This window comes from Bacillus sp. AF62, from assembly GCF_050312695.1.
GTDB classification, from domain to species: domain Bacteria; phylum Bacillota; class Bacilli; order Bacillales; family Bacillaceae_G; genus Bacillus_A; species Bacillus_A cereus.
Genome location: NZ_JBNPJZ010000089.1, coordinates 1 through 21,840, shown reverse-complemented (window position 1 = coordinate 21,840; position 21,840 = coordinate 1). Strand labels below are relative to the sequence as shown.

Here is a 21,840-nt window from a genome sequence, read left to right as displayed (position 1 = left end):
ACGATGGTACAAATGCTTTTTATTTATGATCGTATTTTTAAAAATACATATATAAGAAGTTCAATTGCAAAAATAACTAAAACAGATAGTCCGAATAAAGGCATGACAGCGCCTAATATAACCATCATGATAAAGAAAACGAATATACTTTTCTTATCTCTTTGCTTTGGAGGTGCTGCTAATTTTCCTTTTGGCTTTCTTGCTAACCACATTTTTACTCCGTAATAAATAAGAAGTAATAGAGATAATGTCGTTAGTAAGCATAATATTTTATTTGGCCATCCGAATAAATGTCCTTCATGAAGCGGGATACCGTAAGTGAACCATTGTGCAAGTAATCCATAATCACGGTAGTCCGTTTTTGAAATGAGTTCCCCGCTATATTGATCAAAGTAAGCTGTTATCTCTTCACTTGGTGCAACGTGCATCCCTGTAATACCAGAACCGCTCGATTTCGAAACAGTGAATACACCTTTCGGATCAGCTGGTAGTGAAATAACATATGGCTTCTTTATTTCAATTCCTTTTTGTAATTCATCGACAGAAATTGCTTTCGGTTCATTTGAATTCGATTCAGGAGGAGCTTCTTTTCTTGTTGCCCACGGCAGTTCTTTTACCTTTGATTCAGGCGGAGCCATGTACAATTTTGGATATCCGAGTGATTCATTTGACGATGCGATTTTATAAATTTGGTTCCCCATAAATCCTGACCATGGCAATCCAGATGCGATTAGCAGAAAGAGAGGAATTGTAAATATAATACCGATAATAGAATGACGTCTTTTTGCTTTTTCTCGCTTATTGGATGATGGTGTGTTTTTAAATTGGCGTATACTCATGTACAATCCGGTTACAATTAAAAAGATTGTCCAGCATGCTGCAAGTTCTACAGTATAGTTGACGACAGTGCCACCAACTAAAAGAGAACTATGTAATTCCCTCATTATATTGGCAAACGTTTCACTTGCATTTTGATCCCCAACAATTTGATTATTACTATCTAAATACACATATTTTTGTTGCCCAGTATACTCATTTGCAATGGTAAGTCTCGTATTATAATCCCCATTAAACTCACTAATTTTCGCCACGCTATAATGTGGATATTTTTTCTCTGTTAAGGAAATAGAATCAGACATCGAAATAGATTCTGTTTGAGCACTCTTCCCAAAATATAAATCTTTATAGATGAAATCTTCAACTTCCTCCCGAAATAAATACCCAATTCCACTCAGTGACAACGTAATAAGAAGCGGCGTAATAAAAAGCCCAGCATAAAAATGCCAACGCCAAAAAATGTAATGAAGCGAACGATTTTGTTTCATACTTTCAGTTCCCCTAACCTTCCCTATATGAATAACTACTTATTTAATATAGCGAGATTAAGTGTGATTACTTTGAAAGAATTGTGAAGAAAGTTAAAAGTTTTTAGGGGTTTCAACAAACATAAAACACATTTCAAAAGGAAGGTGTTCAATGTTTATAAATGTTTCTTCTTATTTGATAAATACATTTCAACAACCGCCTCAGCAAGACATTGAGCGGAATCAACAAAATCCTCATTTGCCACTACATTCAAATCGGTACATGCGATAATAGCGGTATCAACTTCATCTTTCAATTGTAAAACGAGCGCATTCCACAATTCGCGAGCTTCTTCAACCTCCCCAGATTTAATATAAGTAATGATTTGATTAATCATTTCCTGCCATTTTTCATGATGAATATACTCTATATTACGTTTTGCAATCCCGTTTTGGTAAATCCCAGCTTGAACAGTTGCTTCTGTTGCGAGAAGAGCGACTTTTTTTGTATTTTCAGGAATTGCTTGTAACGTTTCATCGACTATATTTAAAATCGGGATAGAAAGCGAACGCTGTAATTCTTCAAAATAAAGATGCGCTGTATTGCACGGCATAGCGATAAAGTCTACGCCAGTACTTTCAAGTTTTTGTGCCCCTTCAATAATCGCTTTTTTCATCGTCTCGTGATCAATAGGACGATCCATGTAAAACGGTGTTGGGCACGAATAAATCATCATATGAGGAAAGTCCATATCATGCTTTGCTCCGTATATTGTTTGGCACTTTGCTACAACTGTATCGACGAATGGCCCAGTTGATTTTGGACCCATTCCTGCTAGTATTCTGATCATTGCTTCGTCTCCTTTAAGAATATTTATATCCATTATATAGGGAAATAAAAAAAGACGTGCAGTGAATGCACGTCTTTTTTTGTTATGTTTTGTCGAACAATCGATATATCCGAGAAATCGTTGATATATTGTAAGTTATGATAGATATATCGAAAAAATCGTTGATATATCCCGAGTTACGATAGATATAATTGAAAAATCGTTGATATATTATCGCTTCTCAATCGCCACAATAAATGGCGGGTTATTTTGTTGATTAATGAAGCCGTATCGCAGTACGTGTGCTTGTTTTTGGTCTAGTTCTTCAGCAAATGTAAGCACAGCGTCGCGTTCTACTTGTCCTTCTGGATGTCCGTGGTAAATAACAAGGACGATGATACCTTCAGGTGCCATTACTTCTAATAATTGTTCGATCGCTGAGATTGTTGAGTTCGGTTTTGTAACGATATGCTTGTCTCCGCCTGGAAGGTAACCTAAGTTGAAAATTGCGCCTGTTACTTTTCCTTTTGCATCTTCTGGTAATACGGATAGAAGTGTATCGTGACTATGGTGAACTAAAACAGTACGTTCGAAAAGTTCTTTTTCTTTTAGACGAGTTGTTGAGCTTTCAATTGCCTCTTTTTGAATATCAAATCCAAATACTTTTCCGTTATCTCCAACGATTTCAGCTAGGAAGCAAGTGTCATGCCCATTGCCGAGTGTTGCATCTACAGCGTAATCGCCTTCTTTTACTGCTGTTTGCAAGAGAGTGCGAGCAAACGGTAATACACGTTCTAATTTCATTTTTGTTTCTCCTCATTTGCATATTTTCCTTGCCAGCTTCCGCGGCGTACAAATTCTGCATCGATGGAATTTAATACTTCCCATTTATTTAAGCTCCACATTGGGCCAATCATTAAATCAGGTGGACCGTCACCTGTGATACGGTGCACAATTACGTCTTCTGGAATAATTTCAAGTTGGTCAACAACGAGACTTACGTAATCCTCAAGAGAAAGGAACTCGAGTTGTCCTTTTTCATATTGCTTCACCATTGGCGTTCCTTTTAATAAGTGAAGTAAGTGGATTTTAATTCCTTGTACGTCAAGCTTCGCTACTTCACGAGCTGTTTCCATCATCATGTCGTAATCTTCAAGTGGAAGGCCGTTAATAATATGAGAACAAACTCGAATGCCGTGCTTACGTAATTTATTTACACCTTCCACATAAGACGGATAATCGTGAGCGCGATTAATAAGATTTGCAGTACGTTCATGAACAGTCTGTAGTCCGAGTTCAACCCAAAGGTAAGTGCGTTTATTTAAGTCCGCTAAATATTCAACAACATCGTCCGGTAAACAATCTGGACGAGTCGCAATAGAAAGACCGACAACGTCTTTTTCTGCTAGAAGCGGTTCGAATTTTTCTTTTAACACTTCAAGTGGTGCATGTGTATTTGTGTACGCCTGGAAATAAGCGATACATTTTCCGTCTTTCCACTTTGAGCGCATTTTTTCTTTCATTTCATGATATTGCGTTATAACATCATCGCGGCGATCGCCAGCGAAGTCACCAGATCCAGCAGCACTGCAAAATGTACAACCGCCATAAGCAACTGTACCGTCACGGTTCGGGCAATCGAAGCCAGCATCTAATGAAACTTTAAAGATTTTTTCACCAAATTCATTTCGTAAATGATAATTCCATGTATGATAACGTTTATTGTCGTTTGTATATGGAAAAGGGTTTTGAACCTTCATTACTTTCCCTCCTAAGCCGAGTCAAAATGAAACAAAATCCATTATAACATACTCATAAGGTAGAGATGGAAGGGACACACTAAAGGAGAATTGAAGCAAGGAGGGACAATTATGGCAGAGCGTCAATCACTTGAATCGTATATTACACAAGCGGAACAAGCTGTGGAATATGCGAAAGAACAATTAGACCAAGGCATGAGACAAGAGCATTACAATACGATGGAGTATTCAGATGCGCAGTTAAAATTAGAACAAGCGTATAACGATTTACAAACGATGCAACAACATGCGAATGATGAGCAACGTGAGCAATTAAATAGAGCACGCATGGCAATTCGCCAACTGCAACATCAAATGATTATTAACCGCACTAAGAAGGAGTGAATGTAATGGCGAAACGTTCAGATCAAAATAATCCAGAGCAAAAAACACAAAATGGACATAACGCTGAGTTTTCGAATGAACTTGATCCCATTGTTCAAGTAAAACAGCGTAATAGTAAAAAAGGACAACCTCAAAAATCAAAACAATCAGAGTAAACCAGGTCGAAATATGACCTGGTTTTATTTTGCTATATGAAAATAATGTAAGATTCCTGTAAGGTTTGCCGATAGTTGTAATTGTCCTTTTCCAGTAGAGTAAGGGAGGATTAAATTTTGGACAAGGAGAAAGAAACAGTAAACAAAAACATAGACAAAAGTAGGCAAAGTAGTTATTCAAATCCAGGTCAGAAAGATGATTTAGAAAATCAGGTTGAGTTTCGCAAATACACGAGGGATAATTGTAGATGAAGTTATCAAAGATATTGGTAGCGGATTAAACTACAAAAGAAAACAGTGGAATAAACTGATTGACAGTTGTATGGAAAGAAACATTTCGACGATCATCATTGCACACAAAGATAGATTTGTACGTTTTGGATATGATTGGTTTGAAAAGTTTCTTCATAAAATGGAAGTGGAAATTATGATTGTTAACAATGAAAAACTATCTCCTCAAGAAGAACTTGTTCAGGATTTAATATCTATCATTCATGTATTTAGCTGTAGAATATATGGGTTGAGAAAATACAAAAAGAAAATGTCGGAGGATGGAGACTTATGAAAAGAGCATATTTAATAGAAATCAAATCGACAACTGAACAAATTAGTAAAATCCGTCAAACTATTGGGGTGTGTCGATATGTATATAACCTGTATATCTCTAAAAATAAAGAGGCATATGAGTCGGAGGGGAAATTTCTTAGTGGCTATGACTTTTCCAAATGGCTAAACAACATTCATACAAAAGAGTGTGACCAGTGGATTAAAGAAGTGTCGAGCAAAGCGGTAAAACAAGCGATTATGAATGGAGATAAAGCTTTTAAGCGATTTTTTAAAGGTTTATCTAAGTTTCCGCAATTTGTGGGTTAATCGTTTTACCGTTTTATAAAGCGAAAAAAGAAGTGAACCTAGTACTAGGACTTATTTTGACAATTGCCTTCAGTGTAATGGGAGTTAAAGAACTATTACCACTTGGCTTAATTTTATTAGGGCTTGCTGCAGGACAATATCGTGTATTTGAAAACCTTGCGCAAAATATAAAGAAAGTCGCTGTTTTTACAGGTATTATGTTTGTTTTAAGTGTCATAGCTGTATGGTATCAATATGGGCACGTTCCTGCTGAACCATTTATAAATATGATACTTGAGAATGAGGATGGAACAATGAATGCTGCAAGCCAATTTTTAAAAATTGGTGTTACAGTTGGACCGATTATTTCAGCTTTCTATGTTGGAGCATTAATTTTATTACTTCAATTAAAATCAGTTCAAACATTGTTAGCACCACTGAAGTATTATGGCCGAATGGCTTTAACGAATTATATTGGACAAACTGCAATGATTTTAATCGCAGGAAGTGTATTTAACTTTGCAGAAAACTTAACTTACATGCAGACGTTATATGTGTGTATTGCAATTTATGTAATTCAAATTGTATGTAGCGTAATTTGGATGAAAATCTTTAAAATGGGTCCATTAGAATGGATTTGGCGTGTTATTACGTACTGGACGGTAACACCTTTAAAGAAATAAAGAGAGAAGTAGGCTGTTCCTTTTGTGGAACAGCCTATTTTTATTTTCAGCTTTTGTAGTTGTGCCGATATATTTTGAAAATCGCTGATATAATTTCATTTGCCGACTCAATATGTCACTAATATTAAAAGTAGTAAAAGCCAAACTTACAAGCACACCTTTTTTATATTACAAAAGTGTAAGGTAAATGTAATGTTAACAAATAGCAGTTCACCTCCAAAAGGCGCAAAATAGGTAATGGAAAAACAAGCGTAGGAGGATATATATGACGAAACCAGTTGTAGACGTGAAAAACGTTCAAAAAGTGTACGGTAAAAAAGGTGAGAACCAATCACACGCGTTAAAAGGTGTGTCATTCTCAATTCAAGAGGGTGAGTTTGTTGGAATTATGGGACCATCTGGTTCTGGTAAAACGACATTATTAAATGTAATTTCAACGCTTGATAAAGCAACGGGCGGCGTTGTTGAAATTGCGGGTACGGATATTACGAAAATGAAGCAAGGTGAGCTTTCTGATTTCCGTTCACAAAAATTAGGATTCATCTTCCAAGACTTTAACTTATTAGAGAACTTATCTATTTATGAAAACATCGCACTTCCATTATCTCTTCAAGGTGTCGCGTCACGTAATATTGGACCGAAAGTAGAAAAAGTAGCGGATATGTTAGGGATTACAGAAATTCTTCAAAAGTATCCATCTGAAGTATCTGGTGGACAGAAACAACGTTCAGCAGCAGCACGTGCGTTAGTACATGAGCCTGCAATTATTTTAGGGGACGAGCCAACAGGAGCGCTTGATTCTAAAAATGCAACGAGTTTACTTGATGCGATGACAAACTTAAATAAAGATCAAGGCGTATCTATTATGATGGTTACACATGATCCGTATAGTGCAAGTTACTGTCAGCGCATTTTATTCATTCAAGATGGTGAGCTATATAAAGAAATTCACCGCGGCGGTACACGTGAAGAGTTTTATAAAGAAATTTTAGATGTGCTTGCGGACTTAGGTACACAAAAAGCGTAAGAAAGGAGGTTCTAGAGCATGTTATTCAAACTTTCCATGTCAGGGCTGAAAAGTAAGCTGAAAGATTATATCGTATTACTTGTCGGTCTTGTCATGTCTATCTCAATTTTTTATATGTTTCAAACGTTAGCGCTGAATAAAACGTTTATCGAATCTAACTCAGTTATTCAATCAATTGGATTTGTATTCCAAGCAGGTTCATTTTTACTCGCTATTATAACGTTCTTCTATATTTTATATGCGAACTCTTTCTTACTATCTCTTCGTCAAAAAGAGTTTGGTATGTATATGATGTTAGGAGCAAAAAAGCATAAAGTTACATTACTTATGTTTATTGAAACAATCGTATTAGGCGCTGCGTCTCTTGCGATTGGTATTATAGTTGGTGTAGGACTTGCAGAGGGTATCGGACAATTATTAATGAAACAATTAGAATTTGCTGGTGAAGGCTATAAATCGTTTTACCTTCCATCTATGACAGTTACTTGCATTTTCTTCTTTGCACTATTTGTATTATCAGCAATTATGAATAGTATTAAATTATCTCGTATTTCTGTATTGCAACTTGTACATGCAGATGCACAAACAGAACGTGTTGCAGTAAAAGGAAAAATGACAGGTTTAGTTGCATTCCTAGCGGTTATTTTATTAGGAATTGGCTATGCATCAATGATTTATATGGAAAAATTAAGAGAGATGGGAATCCTTATTGCATTAATTACAACAACAGCTGGTACTTACATGCTATTTGGATCACTTCTTCCAGTCATTATTAAAAAGTTAAAAAGTAATAAAAAGCGTAGTGAAAAAGGACTTAATGCTTTTACATTTGCACAATTAAATTTCCGTATTAATAGCTTAACGAAAGTACTTGCAACAGTAGCGATGTTAGTTGCTCTTGGAGCTGGTGCGATTTCAGGTGGTATGGCGTTTAAAAATAACGTTATCAAAACGGTTGATGGATTTGAAATTTATGATTCGATTGTTCATAATCCTACGGCTGAAGAGAAGAAAATTTTAGATGGTATATCATTCAAAAATAAATCTGAGTACCGTTATAAAGTAGACGACAAATATATTTATTATATAAAAGAAGATTTAGAGAAACATAAGCCATTTATTCGAGATGGTGTGGGTAAAGAAAGTTTCGGTAAATATAAAGAAGTTTCAGGAGAAGCTCCAGTAGGTACAGTAGCAGGAGTGAGATCAGAGCAAGATCAAAATGAAAAAGCAATGCCTGAAGAATGGGATGAGGTATTTAGAACAATCCAACCATATTATATATACCAAGATCGTGCTATTAAAATTGTGGATCAAAAAATGTACGATACTGTAAATGGTAAAGAGGGAATCGTATTTACTGGAAAAACAGACGATTTCGTAGCATACACAAAAGAATGGAAAAAAATTGACGAGTTGCAGCTAGTTAAATATAAAAATGTAAAAGCTGAGCAAATGAATAGTAAATATCAAGTGTATGACATGTTCTACGGTATTGCGAGTGGAACAGTATTTATGGGCTTCTTCCTTGGAATTGCTTTCTTAGCAATGATGGCAAGTTGTCTTATGTTTAAAATTCTTTCTGGTGCATCAAAAGATATTACGCGTTATCAAATGCTCCGTAAAATCGGTGTACGCCGTGAATTATTAACGAAATCAATTTATAAAGAGTTATTCTTAGTATTCTTATTCCCAGCAATTGTGGGTATCGCTCACGTATTAGTTGGTATGAATATTTTCGGATTTATTTTAGTCGATCCGTACTTCCGTATTTGGATACCAATCGTAATTTTCGTAGTTATTTACACGATTTATTACCTTATTACAGTTCAATTGTATAAAGGAATTGTTCTTCCGAAAGAAGATTAATAATAAAAACCGAGCAAAAACGCTCGGTTTTTATTATTTTCAGAAAAAACACTTTAATGTTACTGAAATATATAATATAATGTAAATAAGTAACGTAATATAAAAGTAGAAGTAGCTGTATAAGGAAAGGAGGAATCCAATCTGTAGAAAGAAGCTGAACTTTTATCCCCACATTTTTTTACCGCAACGTATTTATACAATCGTAAGTTTCCACATTGAAAGTTTTCAGAACCACCTGAGTATATTGTGAAAATAATGGATAACACATGGAAATCTCATAGCATGATAAGGTAAAATGGACAACATAATGAGAAAATTACCGTTCATAAGATGAGGAGAATACATGTATGGAAGTTGTAGAGGCATTAAAAGATATAAGCCAAATTGAGGCTATGAAAAAATATTTAAAAGAGCACTCCCAGCGAGATTATCTTTTATTTGTTATTGGAATTAACACAGGATTAAAAATTACAGAACTACTTAGTATGAAATTTGAAGATGTATTAAATGAAGACGGGACTGTTAAAGAGTTTTATACTCTTCCTGTGAAAGATGAAAAATTTAAACAAGATATTTATTTAAATACAAAAGTAAAAGAAGCGCTTTTAGATTACGTACAATCTATTGGCGTTAAAAGAGAAAATTACGTATTTCAATCTAATAAAACGCCAAATTCAATTACGCGCCAACAAGCGTATCGTGTAATTCATAATGCTGCAGAAGCAGTTGGAGTTGTTGGTAAGATCGGAACAAATTCAATGCGAAAAACGTTTGGATTTCATGCGTACAAAAGAGGGATAGCGATTGCGTTATTGCAAAAACATTTCCATCACGCGACTCCATCAGAGACGCTAAAGTATTTAGGCATCTCAAAGGATGAAACCTTTAAAACGGAGATTGATGTCGATTTATAAAAGCCGTAACTAAAAAAATTAGGAGGCGGAAAATATGAATATTAGAGAGAGTGAACTGCCGGGTATTGGATGTAAGTTTGAAGTGATTACAAAAGGTAATGAAAAGATGGTTATCGTTATTCATGATGATGGCCGAAGAGAAATGTACCATTTTGATGCTGATCATGAGGAGAGTATTTCAAGCGTCTCTCTTCGTGATTCCGAAGCGAGACAAATTGCAGCTATATTGGGCGGAATGGTATATAGGCCACAAGCTTTAGATACGATTGAAATGGCCTTTGAAGGATTATCAATTGAGTGGTTTAAGGTGGAAAATAATGCACCAGTCGTACAAAAAACAATTGGTAGTTTACATGTCCGAAACACATATAATGTAACGATCATTGCCATTTTGAAAAAGAATATGAAGAAGTTCTTTAATCCAGGCCCAGATTCTATCATTGAAGCTGGCGATATGCTCGTATTATCAGGCGAAAGACATGAAGTAAAAAGAATTATTAATGAGTTGCTTTCAGTAGGAGGGGATTCATAATCGATGGATACTTTAATCTTTGAAGTTGGGACTGCGTTAGTATTAGTCGCTTTTGCAGCTATTCTCGCTGCAAAGTTAAAGTTCTCGATTATTCCGTTTCTCATTATACTCGGTATGCTAGTGGGGCCACATGCGCCAGATTTAGGGCTTATCGATTTAAGATTTATTGAAAGCGGAGAAGTTATTTCCTTCCTCGGCCGTGTTGGCGTTATATTCCTCTTATTCTATTTAGGCTTAGAATTCTCAATTAAAAAATTAATTAAATCAGGAAAATCAATTGCTTTTGGGGGAACTGTTCATATATCGCTTAATTTTATATTAGGTTTACTTTACGGATATATAATGGGTTTCCCCTTATTAGAAACATTAATTATTGCTGGGATCATAACAATTTCATCGAGTGCAATTGTTGCGAAAGTAATTGTTGATTTAAGAAGATCTGGTAATAAAGAGACGGAGCTAATTTTAGGAATCATTATGTTTGATGATATCTTTTTAGCAGTATATTTATCAGTCGTTTCAGGATTAGTACTCGGAGGGGCAACGTCATTTGTAGGTGCTCTTACATCTATTTTAATCGCAGTAGGGTATATGCTACTATTCTTTGTAGTTGCTAGAAAAGCTACACGATTCTTAAATAAAATGTTAGATATTTCGTCCAATGAAATTTTCATTATCGTAATATTCGCTATTTTATTCTTTGTAGCAGGATTTTCAGAAACGATTCATGTCGCGGAGGCAATTGGAGCATTATTATTGGGGCTCGTCTTTTCTGAAACAGAGCATAGTGATCGAATTGAACAGCTCGTTGTTCCATTTCGTGATTTCTTTGGAGCTATATTCTTTTTCAGCTTCGGTTTAAGTATAGACCCATTTTCGCTTGGGGGAGCAGTGTGGTTGGCATTAGGAGCAGTTTTCATTACTCTTATCGGTAATTTTACTGCTGGAATGGTAGCGGGGCGTAAAGCTGGGTTATCGCATAAGGCTTCTACGAATATCGGTTTAACACTTGTATCACGCGGAGAATTTTCCATTATCGTCGCGAATATTGGAATTGCGGGCGGCTTAATGGCAACGATTAAACCATTCTCAGCTTTGTATGTTTTAATATTAGCATCGTTAGGACCTTTGTTAACGAAAGAATCTGGGAGAATATATTCCTTATTAGATAAAATATTTAAATGGAGCGCTAAAGAAAGTGCGAAGCGAGAAAAAGAAGTTGGATAGTATAAATAAGGGTAGACTGCATGAAAATTTCATGCAGTCTACCCTTTTATATATTGTTACTGTTGTCGCTTTTTGTCGGTAAGTTGATATATTTTAATAATCGCTGATATATTTCAAGTTGTGGTCGATATAATTGAAAAATCGCTGATCTATTTTGAGTTGCGGTCGACATATTTCCAAAATCGCTGATATATTTTCAAGCAGGGATAAATATAATTTCATTTACCGTCAAACCATTATCTGAATTTCATCAACTATTAATCAGTTGCCTTCCTATTTAAAAACGACTACAATTTTACTGTTATATATATGAACGAAAAAAATAGAATAGGAGGGGAAACTATGCCAAGGAAAGTATGGCTATTAGTAGCTGGGATGATTATTAATGTCACGGGTGCTTCTTTTTTATGGCCTTTTAATACAATTTATTTGCATGATCACCTAGGCAAATCTTTATCTGTGGCCGGAATGGTATTAATGATCAACTCGCTTACTGGTGTAATCGGAAACTTGCTCGGCGGTGTTTTATTTGATAAATGGGGCGGTTATAAATCAATTTTAGTAGGGATTGTCATTACACTTGTATCGATTTTAGGTCTTGTGTTCTTCCACGGTTGGCCGTTATATGTTGTGTGGCTAGCGTTAATCGGCTTCGGTTCTGGGATGGTCTTCCCATCGATGTACGCGATGGTTGGTACGGTTTGGCCAGAGGGCGGAAGACGAGCGTTTAATGCGATGTATGTTGGACAAAACGTTGGTATTGCGATTGGAACAGCGTGCGGTGGTTTAGTTGCTTCATATCGTTTTGATTATATTTTCTTAGCGAACTTTATTTTATACTTTGTTTTCTTCTTAATTGCTTTTATCGGATTCCGTGGTATGGAAGACAAGAAAGAGCCAGGAGTGCAAAAAGAAGTCGAAACGAAAAAAGGGTGGTCACTTACACCTGGATTTAAAGCACTTCTTATCGTGTGTGTAGCATATGCTTTATGCTGGGTTACATACGTACAGTGGCAAGGAGCGATTGCAACACATATGCAAGAATTGAATATTAGCCTTCGTCACTATAGTTTATTATGGACGATAAACGGAGCGATGATTGTTTGTGCGCAGCCACTTGTTAGTATGCTAATTCGTTGGATGAAGCGTTCTTTAAAACAGCAAATTATGATTGGAATCTTCATTTTTGCGGCGTCATTCATTGTGTTAAGTCAAGCGCAGCAATTTACGATGTTCCTCGTTGCGATGGTAACATTAACAATTGGTGAGCTATTTGTATGGCCTGCGGTTCCAACGATTGCAAATATACTTGCACCAAAAGATAAATTAGGGTTTTATCAAGGGGTCGTAAATAGTGCGGCGACTGTAGGGAAAATGTTCGGGCCGGTCGTTGGCGGAGCAATTGTGGATTTATACAATATGGAAGTATTGTTTATAGCAATCATGGTAATGCTTGTAGTAGCGCTTATAGCAACGAGTATTTATGATAAACGAGTAAAAGTAGAAGAAACAGTTGAAGAAAAAATTGCAGTTTAGTTTGACGGAACATGTTCACATGTTTTAGAATATATTTAAATAAAACAACCTTTAGAACAAGGGAGATAGCTCGGCTGTCTTAAGATGAATTCGTTAGTTATTAAGAGTAACGATTAACCGAGAAGTCCTCGCTTTAAGTAAGCTCTTAAGAGATACTAGGTGAAGGATAGTTCACTTAACTTATATGTGTAATAACAGTGAGAAGGAGTAGTAGTAATAGAAGCTGGTTTAGAGAGTTGACGGTCGGTGCAAGTCAATCCACGTTTCGTTATGAACTCGCCTTTGAGTTGCAGTTGTGAAACTAATAGTAGCAATTGCCGTTAATCCACGTTACGGATCTAAGCGAATGTATATTTTTACATTAATTTAGGGTGGTACCGCGGGAATCTATAACCTCTCGTCCCTTTCTAGGGATGAGAGGTTTTTTGTATTTTGGGCGGTGAAAATAAACAGAATTTCAAGGAGGGTATCTCATGAGCTTTAATCATCAAGAAATTGAGAAGAAGTGGCAAGGGTACTGGGAAGAGAATAAAACATTCCGTACGCCAGATGAGACAGAAAAACCAAAATTTTATGCACTAGATATGTTCCCATATCCATCAGGTGCAGGCTTACACGTAGGACATCCAGAAGGTTATACAGCGACAGATATTTTATCTCGTATGAAGCGTATGCAAGGGTATAACGTTCTTCATCCAATGGGATGGGATGCATTTGGTCTTCCAGCAGAGCAATATGCACTTGATACTGGAAACAGCCCAGCAGAATTTACAGAGCATAATATTAATACATTCCGTAATCAAATTAAATCATTAGGTTTCTCTTACGATTGGGACCGTGAAGTAAATACAACAGATCCAAACTACTATAAGTGGACACAATGGATCTTCCTGAAATTATTTGAAAAAGGTTTAGCTTACGTTGATGAAGTACCTGTAAACTGGTGCCCAGCACTTGGTACAGTACTTGCAAACGAAGAGATCATTGACGGTAAGAGTGAGCGCGGTGGACATCCAGTTGAGCGTCGTCCGATGAGACAGTGGATGTTAAAAATTACAGCTTACGGAGATCGCCTATTAGAAGATCTAGATGAGCTTGATTGGCCTGAAAGCTTAAAAGATATGCAACGTAACTGGATCGGTCGTTCTGAAGGTGCAGAAGTACACTTCAATATCGACGGTACAGACGAGAAGTTCACGGTGTTCACAACGCGCCCTGATACACTATTTGGTGCAACATACTGTGTACTTGCTCCGGAACATGCACTTGTTGCAGAAATTACAACAGCAGAACAAAAAGAAGCGGTAGAAGCTTACATTAACGCTGTAAAAATGAAGAGTGACCTAGAGCGTACAGAACTTGCGAAAGAGAAAACTGGTGTATTCACTGGTGCTTACGCAGTTAACCCAGTAAACGGTGAGAAATTACCAATCTGGATCGCTGACTATGTTCTTGCAACTTACGGAACAGGTGCTGTAATGGCAGTTCCAGCTCACGATGAGCGTGACTATGAATTCGCATCAGTATTTAATCTTCCAATGAAGGAAGTTGTAAAAGGCGGAGATATTACGAAAGAAGTGTACACAGGTGATGGTGCACACGTAAACTCAGCATTCCTTGATGGATTAAATAAAGAAGAAGCAATCGCAAAAATGATTGAATGGCTTGAAGCAACGAGCGCAGGAAATCAAAAAGTAACGTACCGTCTACGTGACTGGTTATTCAGCCGTCAACGTTACTGGGGTGAGCCAATTCCAGTAATTCACTGGGAAGATGGCACAATGACAGCTGTGAAAGAAGAAGAATTGCCATTAGTTCTTCCGAAAACAGAAAACATCCGTCCTTCAGGTACAGGTGAATCACCACTTGCTAACATTGACGAGTGGGTAAATGTTGTAGATCCTGAGACTGGTAAAAAAGGTCGTCGTGAAACAAATACAATGCCGCAATGGGCTGGTAGCTGTTGGTATTACCTACGTTACATCGATCCAAACAATAGCGAAGCACTTGTAGATCCTGAAAAAGTAAAACAATGGCTTCCAGTTGATATTTATATCGGCGGGGCGGAGCACGCTGTACTTCACTTACTATATGCTCGTTTCTGGCATAAAGTATTATACGATATCGGTGTAGTTCCAACGAAAGAACCGTTCCAACAATTATTCAACCAAGGTATGATTCTAGGTGAAAACAACGAGAAAATGAGTAAATCAAAAGGTAACGTTGTAAATCCTGATGATATCGTAGCAAGCCACGGTGCAGATACACTTCGTCTATACGAAATGTTCATGGGCCCATTAGATGCTTCAATCGCTTGGTCTGAAAATGGTCTTGACGGAGCTCGTCGTTTCCTAGACCGCGTATGGCGTCTATTCGTTCAAGATAACGGTGAATTAAGTGAGAAAATTACTGATGCACCAAATAAAGAACTTGAAAAAGCTTACCACCAAACAGTGAAGAAAGTAACAGAAGACTATGCAGAACTTCGCTTCAACACAGCGATTTCTCAAATGATGGTATTCATCAACGATGCATACAAAGCTGAAACACTTCCGAAAGAATATGTAGAAGGTTTCGTAAAAATGATTGCACCAGTTGCACCTCACATCGGGGAAGAGCTATGGAGCAAACTTGGATACAATGAAACAATCACATATGCAAGCTGGCCAACATTTGATGAGTCTAAACTTGTAGAAGATGAAGTTGAAATCGTTGTTCAAGTTATGGGTAAAGTTCGCGCAAAACTAACAATGAGTAAAGACGCATCAAAAGAAGAAATGGAACAACTTGCACTTGAAGCAATTCAAGACCAAATTGAAGGGAAAACAGTTCGTAAAGTAATTGTTGTTCCTGGAAAACTTGTTAACGTTGTTGCAAACTAATTTATTCTAAATGAAAGCTCAGAGTATGTATACTCTGAGCTTTTTTGTGTAAAAAATAATCTTTGGATCACTTTTATATAAGTTTTCAATTTATAAAAAATTTTACTTTAAAGACGTTTCGCATCTTTTCCTTTAATTTGTTTGTTGAGGAATTCTTATAAAGACAAACACCTATTCTTCACTAGGAAATATGATAAAAAAGGTAGGTAAAATTGAGTAGAAGAGGTGAAAGGAATGAAAGGGATCGACAATAATGCACCACATGGTTTCTTTGGGGGTGGATCGGATAGTTATGAACAAATGATGTTAATGGGAGGAGGACAACAAGGGTACGGTGGAATTCCGAGCTGGATGGGCGGAACACCTGGAGGTTTTTCTACATCAGTAGCTGGTGTACAAACTGGAATTCCAACATTAACAGGAGGATTTCCATCATCGGTAGCCGGAGTGCAAACTGGAATCCCGACATTTGTTGGCGGAGCAGCAGGAGGAGTATCAGTAGGCGTACCAACTGCATTTCCATCTTTCGTTGGAGGAGTACAGACAGGATTTCCTGTACCGGGAGTAGGTGTTGTAGCAGGAGGAGTAGGTGGATATCCGCAAGTAGTACACGGCCACCATGGACATCACCACCATCAAGGTCAACACGGCCACCATGGACATCACCACCATCAAGGTCAACATGGCCACCATGGACATCACCACCATCAAGGTCAACATGGCCACCATGGACATCACCACCATCAAGGTCAACATGGCCACCATGGACATCACCACCATCAAGGGCAACACGGTCACCAAGGCCATCATCACCAGCAAGGTCATCACCAACAACAAGTACATCACCACGGACACCACCACATTCATCCGCAAGCTGTTCTTTATCAAACGCATCAAGGCCAACATGGTCACCATGGTCAACATCATCATCAAGGTCAACATGGCCACCATGGTCATCAGGGGCAACAAGTACATCACCACCAAGGTCAACACCATCAACACAGTCAACACAGTCAACACAGTCAACACAGTCAACACAGTCAACACAGTCAACACGGTCAACACGGTCAACACGGTCATCAAGGCCACCAACAGCACCAACAATATCAGCAATATCAACAACAGCAACAATCTTCTCCTTGGACAGGTGGAATTGGAGCAGGAGGAGCAGGGGCAGCAGCAGGAGCAGCTAGTATTAGTGGAGCGGCAGGACACGCGGGGCACGTGGGTCATTAATGATTGGCAGAAAAAAGACATAATAAAAAACTGCTAGGAAATCCTAGCAGTTTTTTTCAGCTTCTTGACGCTGACGTTCAATTTCAGCACGAAGTTGCGGCTCTGGTGCCTGCCAGCCTTCTGGTTTTAGAATTTTGCCATCGCCTTCACGGAATCGAGGCTTCCCATCAGGGAATAGTTTTGCCATGTTGGCGTTGTTTACAATTTCGAATCCTTTATCTGGACGTACGCCCATTTCTGCAAACGTGCCGAATGCAAAGTAAATAAGGTCAATCAGTGCATCGTATTGATCTTCAACAGTCGTTGCCTCTAGAAATTCTTCTAGTTCTTCTTGCATAAAACTCGCACGGATTTTTGCACGCTCTTCTGTTAATTTTATTGGAGTATTTGTCACAGGATGTCCGAATACTTCATGCATTTTCGCAACAAGTTCGTATCCTTTATCTAAACCTTTTTCGTTTGTCATGTTGTTTCATCCTTTCTTACGTTATGCCGAAGTTTATTGTAACATAAGGTGATTATGAAATGAAAAGAACATCTTATGGAAATAAGATGTTCGCTCGTTATTCTTCTTTTTTTATTAAAAGGGATGAAATAAGATCGATGCCAAAAATACCGACCAGTAACATTGGTATAACGACAAGTAAATAACGTGTGAAGGAAACATTTTTTAAGTATGTATGAGCAAATAAAAAGACGCCGAGAAATAAAATACCATTTAAAATAGGCTTTACTAATTTTTTAGACATAAGCTCCCCCATAAATATCTTCTCTCTCTATTTAATAATAAAAAACTCCTCTCTCCGTTGTATCATGCTGGAGAGAGGAGTTCAATCATTTCTCATTCAATGACACCAGAATTTGTAATATTTACGGTGTATTTTATATGAACCGGAACATCTTTATACATTTGTCTCCATTCTTCTAATTTGAATGGGCGATAATGTTGCTTATACTTTGCACCTAGCCCGAGAGGATCGACGCCTAAAGATTTAAACTGCTTAATTAATTTGGAAGCCTGTATGTCCAATTGTTTTTGGACGTTTTTTTCAATGTTTTTTGTGTTCTTGTTATTTTCCAAGTTAATTGCTTTCGATAGTTCTTGAATACGTGCATCAAGATGAACATGAATGAAAAAAGAAGGCTTTCCGTTTTTAATTTTTATATCGTAAGTTGGAACAGAACGAATATTATTAATCATTACGTACGCAGAATCTGTTTTAAATTCATGTGAATCTAATTTATGTTTCTCTAATAGTCCTTTAAATATGAACATATCTTTTTCCGCAATTTTACCGATATATTTATCCTTTTTAAAAAGGCCAATTCCGGTAATTTTTATTTTATCACCATGCTTCTTTAGAATGGGAATATAGTAGTCTTTTCCTTCTTGGTAATAGCGAAATGCTCCTATATGTAGATTATCCGCTGGTAAAGGTCCGGTCTCCATGTTATGTTCTAGCAATTTTTTTATATAAATGGCAACGTTGTATGAAGTCGAATATTTGCCTTTTAAAAGTTCAGTACCATTCCCATCTAATAAAGCAGCATATAGAGCGTTCCCTATATTCACATCTCGAAGTAATGTATCGAATGAAGTAGACATTCCTTTTTTGGCAAGCCTTATTGTATATAGAGCGACACGCATTTGTCCGCTAGCAAATGGTTGAGAAGACTCTAAAGATGTGTCTGCTTTTACTTGTTTTACCGCATTTGCACTGCCTTCAAAAACTTGAACTTTATTTCCTTTTTTCTGAATGGGACAAACGAATGTCACTTTTACTTTATTATCTTTTGCGACATCAAAAACGCTTCCTTGAATAAGTTGTACATCATCGATAATATTTTTTTGTAAACATCCAGTTAGACTGAAGAATGTTATACAAGAAATAAGTATTAATTTACTTGTGCTTTTGATTTTTTCCATTTTCTTTTCACCCACACAATAATAAATAGGATTGGGATGTATACATAAATGAGCCAAAAACTAACTTTTGATACATTACTAATAAAGTTATTAATATCGTGTCTGTTTGTTAAAAGTTGCGAAACAATGAGAGTGATAAAGATAAAAGCAATTAAAACACCCCTTTGTTTTACACGGAATATTTCATGAGTTCCTCTCATTGACGCCCATAAAGGGAGGATAAAACTTGAAATAATAACGAGTGCATAGCCTGAAATTGCAATATATTCGAGTCTTTCTATAAATGGTAATTGAATGACTTGGGTCATAGAAAGTTGTGCCCATATTGTTTTTAACAATTGCTTCTCACTAAAAAATGCAAAGGCTAAAAGGGTACTAAATAGATATAGAAGATTTGAAAATAGTGCTCCAAGCTGAGCGTATTTATGAGATTGCATAGGCTTTTTCACAAATGGATACACCATGAGGTAAATCTCAAAACCGGTCATACTGTAGATTGACAGTTGAGCGGATTTTAAAATGTCTGAAAAAGAATGTGTGAATATAGGTAGTAAATTATCCCAATGTGAATATTTCAAAACGAATAAGCTTAGAAATAAATATCCTAATGTACCACCAACAGAGATGACGCAAATACCGGTAATGACACGAAATCCAGAAGAGATAATGTAATAGCTAACTAAGCATAAAAAGAGTGTTAACATAAAGGTGGAAGCGGTAGGAAACATCCATACTTGAATAATTTCAACATATGTTCGGATGACTGAAATACTAACGATTAAAAAATAAGCCATAAAGATGATGCTAATGCCATTTCCTAGCCATTTTCCAAATGTTTGCCGATGTAAATCAACTAAATTCCCATTTGTTTCTTTTAATAAGACATACATCATCCATATAATAATATGGATGAAAATTCCTGTGATTATAACTCCCATCCAGCCGTCGTATCCAGCGGCTTTTGCGATAATTCGAGCGAATCCGAGAACTCCAGCACCGAACTGTGCACCGTGAATTAAGAAGAAAACAAAGACAGGAGATATTTGATATTTTTCTTGAACTTTACTCATCGAATGCACCTCATTTCTTAATCATCAAAGTCTGATCTATGTTTTGTTGAAATTCCTTTCGCTGCTTTTTTTACATGCTGTGGCCTTGCTTGTACATCTCTTGTATCAATCATTGTTAAAGGAAAACGAATCCAAGAATCTTTAACAGATTGTTGTCTTGTTGGATAAAACAAAGCGTACGGCTTGCGTAAAGAAGTAAGCCTGAATAGATGAGTAAATAAGAAGATAAATCCAAGAGAAATCCCGAACAATCCGCCTATTTCTGCAAACATAAGAAAAGGAAAGCGTAGTAATCGAACAGCGTTACCCATTTTATAAATAGGTGTAATAAAGGAAGCAAGTGCTGATAAGGCAACGATAATTAATAAAATATTGCTCGTTAAACCAGCTTGTACAGATGCTTGCCCGATTACGATACCGCCTACAATACCGAGCGTTTGACCAACTTTCATTGGTAACCTTGCGCCGGCTTCTCTTAATAAATCAATTGCAAGTTCTAAAAAGAGCGCTTCAATTAAAGGTGGGAATGGTACTTGTGCCCTTGATAAAATCAAAGTTTCAAGTAAATCACTTGGAATAAGTTCATAATGATAATTTAAAACTGCAACGTATAACGGTGTAGCGCAAATTGAAAATAGAACGGCAATTAATCTTAAAATCCTTGAAAATGTAGCGTACATCCAGGAGACGTTATAGTCTTCTGGTGAAATGAAAAAATCGAAATAGGATACAGGTGTTAGTAAAACACTTGGAGAACCATCAACGAAAATAGCGATTTTTCCATCAATTAGTGCTTTTGTAACTCTATCAGTGCGTTCTGTATTGATATAGAGAGGGAAGATTGATTTTTCACCCATCAATTCTTGTATATAAGCACTATCATTAATTTGATCATACTCAAGAGCGCGTAATGATTCTTCTAGAAAATCTACATTATCTTTTTCAGCGAGGTTGTCTAAATACATCATGACAACTTTTGTTTTGGAAAACTCGCCGATAATCATTTCTTTTGTTTGTAAATCCAAAACAGGAAGACGTTTTCGAACTAAATTAATGTTTGTATCAATATCCTCTACGAAACCTTCTTGCGGACCAATAACAGTTGATTCGTTTAAAGGAGGGGTTGGCGCACGATAATTATCAATTGCAATGTTTGCAAGCATACATTTTTGATCTTGCTGATTTAATTGAATGATTGCATGCCCCTTTAAAACCATATCCTCAATTTTTTGTAAATCGTTCGTAATTGTAATGCCGCTCATCGGAATATGTTCTTTTAGTTGTTCTAGAGAAGCACAAGGTTTCTCTAAAAGAGTAGGCATTAAATATTTCTGTAATTTCTCTCCATCAAGTGAAGGGCGATAGTAAGAAATCCAATAAGGCATCGTTTCATCGTCAGATGTATGGTAATTAATAAAATCACTAGACTTTTTAAGTTTCTCTATTAAATCTTGTAGGGAATGAATACGGTCTTTTTCTGGTTTTGTAAAGTCATAAATACTATTACCTCCAGAGCTTTGTTGCTTACTTTGAGAAGGTTCATCTTGCTTAGTATTTTGTTTTTTATCTTGAGAAGAATCACCTTGCTTAGCGCTTTGTTGCTTATCCTGAGAGGAATCACCTTGCTTAGCGCTTTGTTGCTTATCCTGAGA

19 protein-coding genes, 3 pseudogenes and 1 other annotated feature are annotated in these 21,840 nt (G+C 36.7%); of the genes and pseudogenes, 13 read left to right on the top strand and 9 right to left on the bottom strand.

Annotated features, from left to right (window positions below):
• Positions 1 to 23: 23 nt before the first annotated feature.
• From ACQRBL_RS23810 to ACQRBL_RS23795, 4 genes are all read right to left on the bottom strand, one after another.
• On the bottom strand, positions 24 to 1,325 hold the full coding sequence (locus tag ACQRBL_RS23810) for a PepSY-associated TM helix domain-containing protein (protein ID WP_000812669.1): 1,302 nt from the start codon (positions 1,323 to 1,325) through the stop codon (positions 24 to 26).
• A 155-nt stretch (positions 1,326 to 1,480) separates the two neighbouring features.
• Positions 1,481 to 2,155 carry an aspartate/glutamate racemase family protein gene (locus tag ACQRBL_RS23805; RefSeq protein ID WP_411995741.1) on the bottom strand — a complete coding sequence of 225 codons (675 nt, stop codon included), beginning with the start codon at positions 2,153 to 2,155 and terminating at the stop codon, positions 1,481 to 1,483.
• A 210-nt stretch (positions 2,156 to 2,365) separates the two neighbouring features.
• Entirely contained in the window at positions 2,366 to 2,938 is a 573-nt protein-coding gene (locus ACQRBL_RS23800; protein WP_063548832.1) for a class I SAM-dependent methyltransferase, read from the bottom strand.
• Positions 2,935 to 3,894 (bottom strand): TIGR01212 family radical SAM protein, encoded by a 960-nt coding sequence (locus ACQRBL_RS23795; protein WP_000868033.1) that lies wholly within the window; start codon positions 3,892 to 3,894, stop codon positions 2,935 to 2,937. Before ACQRBL_RS23795 ends, ACQRBL_RS23800 begins: the two co-directional genes overlap by 4 nt.
• 111 nt (positions 3,895 to 4,005) lie before the next feature.
• Here ACQRBL_RS23795 and ACQRBL_RS23790 point away from each other — a divergent pair, with 111 nt between their 5' ends.
• From ACQRBL_RS23790 to ACQRBL_RS23730, 13 genes and pseudogenes are all read left to right on the top strand, one after another.
• Complete coding sequence (locus tag ACQRBL_RS23790; RefSeq protein WP_411995742.1) at positions 4,006 to 4,278, top strand: YtzC family protein; 273 nt, start codon at positions 4,006 to 4,008, stop codon at positions 4,276 to 4,278.
• Positions 4,279 to 4,283: 5 nt separating this feature from the next.
• Positions 4,284 to 4,433 carry a hypothetical protein gene (locus tag ACQRBL_RS23785; RefSeq protein WP_001129340.1) on the top strand — a complete coding sequence of 50 codons (150 nt, stop codon included), beginning with the start codon at positions 4,284 to 4,286 and terminating at the stop codon, positions 4,431 to 4,433.
• 114 nt (positions 4,434 to 4,547) lie between these two features.
• A pseudogene (locus ACQRBL_RS23780) lies at positions 4,548 to 4,998 on the top strand (IS607 family transposase); the annotation flags it as partial.
• A pseudogene (locus tag ACQRBL_RS23775) lies at positions 4,995 to 5,297 on the top strand (helix-turn-helix domain-containing protein); the annotation flags it as partial. The pseudogenes ACQRBL_RS23780 and ACQRBL_RS23775, both read left to right, overlap by 4 nt.
• A pseudogene (locus ACQRBL_RS23770) lies at positions 5,291 to 5,968 on the top strand (DUF418 domain-containing protein); the annotation flags it as partial. The pseudogenes ACQRBL_RS23775 and ACQRBL_RS23770, both read left to right, overlap by 7 nt.
• 265 nt (positions 5,969 to 6,233) lie before the next feature.
• Positions 6,234 to 6,995: an ABC transporter ATP-binding protein gene (locus ACQRBL_RS23765; protein WP_000165837.1), complete on the top strand. Its 762-nt coding sequence runs from the start codon at positions 6,234 to 6,236 to the stop codon at positions 6,993 to 6,995.
• 18 nt (positions 6,996 to 7,013) lie between these two features.
• Complete coding sequence (locus tag ACQRBL_RS23760) at positions 7,014 to 8,864, top strand: FtsX-like permease family protein (protein WP_000897806.1); 1,851 nt, start codon at positions 7,014 to 7,016, stop codon at positions 8,862 to 8,864.
• Positions 8,865 to 9,211: 347 nt separating this feature from the next.
• On the top strand, positions 9,212 to 9,778 hold the full coding sequence (locus tag ACQRBL_RS23755) for a tyrosine-type recombinase/integrase (protein WP_000454210.1): 567 nt from the start codon (positions 9,212 to 9,214) through the stop codon (positions 9,776 to 9,778).
• Between the two features lie 34 nt (positions 9,779 to 9,812).
• Positions 9,813 to 10,310 carry a cation:proton antiporter regulatory subunit gene (locus ACQRBL_RS23750; RefSeq protein WP_001026053.1) on the top strand — a complete coding sequence of 166 codons (498 nt, stop codon included), beginning with the start codon at positions 9,813 to 9,815 and terminating at the stop codon, positions 10,308 to 10,310.
• A 3-nt stretch (positions 10,311 to 10,313) separates the two neighbouring features.
• Positions 10,314 to 11,537 (top strand): cation:proton antiporter, encoded by a 1,224-nt coding sequence (locus tag ACQRBL_RS23745; RefSeq protein WP_000380176.1) that lies wholly within the window; start codon positions 10,314 to 10,316, stop codon positions 11,535 to 11,537.
• A 342-nt stretch (positions 11,538 to 11,879) separates the two neighbouring features.
• Positions 11,880 to 13,073 carry an MDR family MFS transporter gene (locus tag ACQRBL_RS23740; protein WP_001137538.1) on the top strand — a complete coding sequence of 398 codons (1,194 nt, stop codon included), beginning with the start codon at positions 11,880 to 11,882 and terminating at the stop codon, positions 13,071 to 13,073.
• A 188-nt stretch (positions 13,074 to 13,261) separates the two neighbouring features.
• Positions 13,262 to 13,481, top strand: a binding site (T-box leader).
• 65 nt (positions 13,482 to 13,546) lie between these two features.
• Positions 13,547 to 15,955 carry a leucine--tRNA ligase gene (gene leuS, locus ACQRBL_RS23735; RefSeq protein ID WP_000009460.1) on the top strand — a complete coding sequence of 803 codons (2,409 nt, stop codon included), beginning with the start codon at positions 13,547 to 13,549 and terminating at the stop codon, positions 15,953 to 15,955.
• 234 nt (positions 15,956 to 16,189) lie between these two features.
• Positions 16,190 to 17,191, top strand: a complete 1,002-nt coding sequence (locus ACQRBL_RS23730) for a hypothetical protein (protein ID WP_411995743.1) — start codon at positions 16,190 to 16,192, stop codon at positions 17,189 to 17,191.
• 43 nt (positions 17,192 to 17,234) lie between these two features.
• Here ACQRBL_RS23730 and ACQRBL_RS23725 read toward each other — a convergent pair whose 3' ends face one another.
• From ACQRBL_RS23725 to ACQRBL_RS23705, 5 genes are all read right to left on the bottom strand, one after another.
• Positions 17,235 to 17,657, bottom strand: coding sequence for a haloacid dehalogenase (locus tag ACQRBL_RS23725; protein ID WP_023523207.1), 423 nt, complete (start codon positions 17,655 to 17,657; stop codon positions 17,235 to 17,237).
• 97 nt (positions 17,658 to 17,754) lie between these two features.
• Positions 17,755 to 17,940 carry a hypothetical protein gene (locus ACQRBL_RS23720; protein ID WP_000038781.1) on the bottom strand — a complete coding sequence of 62 codons (186 nt, stop codon included), beginning with the start codon at positions 17,938 to 17,940 and terminating at the stop codon, positions 17,755 to 17,757.
• Between the two features lie 92 nt (positions 17,941 to 18,032).
• Positions 18,033 to 19,118 carry a spore germination protein GerHC gene (gene gerHC / locus ACQRBL_RS23715; protein WP_411995744.1) on the bottom strand — a complete coding sequence of 362 codons (1,086 nt, stop codon included), beginning with the start codon at positions 19,116 to 19,118 and terminating at the stop codon, positions 18,033 to 18,035.
• Entirely contained in the window at positions 19,088 to 20,188 is a 1,101-nt protein-coding gene (locus ACQRBL_RS23710) for a spore germination protein (RefSeq protein ID WP_000049082.1), read from the bottom strand. Before ACQRBL_RS23710 ends, gerHC begins: the two co-directional genes overlap by 31 nt.
• Positions 20,189 to 20,205: 17 nt before the next feature.
• Positions 20,206 to 21,840, bottom strand: a 1,635-nt coding sequence (locus tag ACQRBL_RS23705) for a spore germination protein (RefSeq protein WP_142926172.1), incomplete at its 5' end; no start/stop codon positions are given.

Coding starts and splice junctions, on each gene's coding strand:
- ACQRBL_RS23790 (WP_411995742.1), top strand. CDS start 4,006: ATGGCAGAGCGTCAATCACTTGAATCGTATATTACACAAGCGGAACAA.
- ACQRBL_RS23740 (WP_001137538.1), top strand. CDS start 11,880: ATGCCAAGGAAAGTATGGCTATTAGTAGCTGGGATGATTATTAATGTC.
- ACQRBL_RS23760 (WP_000897806.1), top strand. CDS start 7,014: ATGTTATTCAAACTTTCCATGTCAGGGCTGAAAAGTAAGCTGAAAGAT.
- ACQRBL_RS23800 (WP_063548832.1), bottom strand. CDS start 2,938: ATGAAATTAGAACGTGTATTACCGTTTGCTCGCACTCTCTTGCAAACA.
- ACQRBL_RS23710 (WP_000049082.1), bottom strand. CDS start 20,188: ATGAGTAAAGTTCAAGAAAAATATCAAATATCTCCTGTCTTTGTTTTC.
- leuS (WP_000009460.1), top strand. CDS start 13,547: ATGAGCTTTAATCATCAAGAAATTGAGAAGAAGTGGCAAGGGTACTGG.
- ACQRBL_RS23750 (WP_001026053.1), top strand. CDS start 9,813: ATGAATATTAGAGAGAGTGAACTGCCGGGTATTGGATGTAAGTTTGAA.
- ACQRBL_RS23755 (WP_000454210.1), top strand. CDS start 9,212: ATGGAAGTTGTAGAGGCATTAAAAGATATAAGCCAAATTGAGGCTATG.
- ACQRBL_RS23730 (WP_411995743.1), top strand. CDS start 16,190: ATGAAAGGGATCGACAATAATGCACCACATGGTTTCTTTGGGGGTGGA.
- ACQRBL_RS23805 (WP_411995741.1), bottom strand. CDS start 2,155: ATGATCAGAATACTAGCAGGAATGGGTCCAAAATCAACTGGGCCATTC.
- ACQRBL_RS23725 (WP_023523207.1), bottom strand. CDS start 17,657: ATGACAAACGAAAAAGGTTTAGATAAAGGATACGAACTTGTTGCGAAA.
- ACQRBL_RS23810 (WP_000812669.1), bottom strand. CDS start 1,325: ATGAAACAAAATCGTTCGCTTCATTACATTTTTTGGCGTTGGCATTTT.
- ACQRBL_RS23785 (WP_001129340.1), top strand. CDS start 4,284: ATGGCGAAACGTTCAGATCAAAATAATCCAGAGCAAAAAACACAAAAT.
- ACQRBL_RS23720 (WP_000038781.1), bottom strand. CDS start 17,940: ATGTCTAAAAAATTAGTAAAGCCTATTTTAAATGGTATTTTATTTCTC.
- ACQRBL_RS23745 (WP_000380176.1), top strand. CDS start 10,314: ATGGATACTTTAATCTTTGAAGTTGGGACTGCGTTAGTATTAGTCGCT.
- gerHC (WP_411995744.1), bottom strand. CDS start 19,118: ATGGAAAAAATCAAAAGCACAAGTAAATTAATACTTATTTCTTGTATA.
- ACQRBL_RS23765 (WP_000165837.1), top strand. CDS start 6,234: ATGACGAAACCAGTTGTAGACGTGAAAAACGTTCAAAAAGTGTACGGT.
- ACQRBL_RS23795 (WP_000868033.1), bottom strand. CDS start 3,894: ATGAAGGTTCAAAACCCTTTTCCATATACAAACGACAATAAACGTTAT.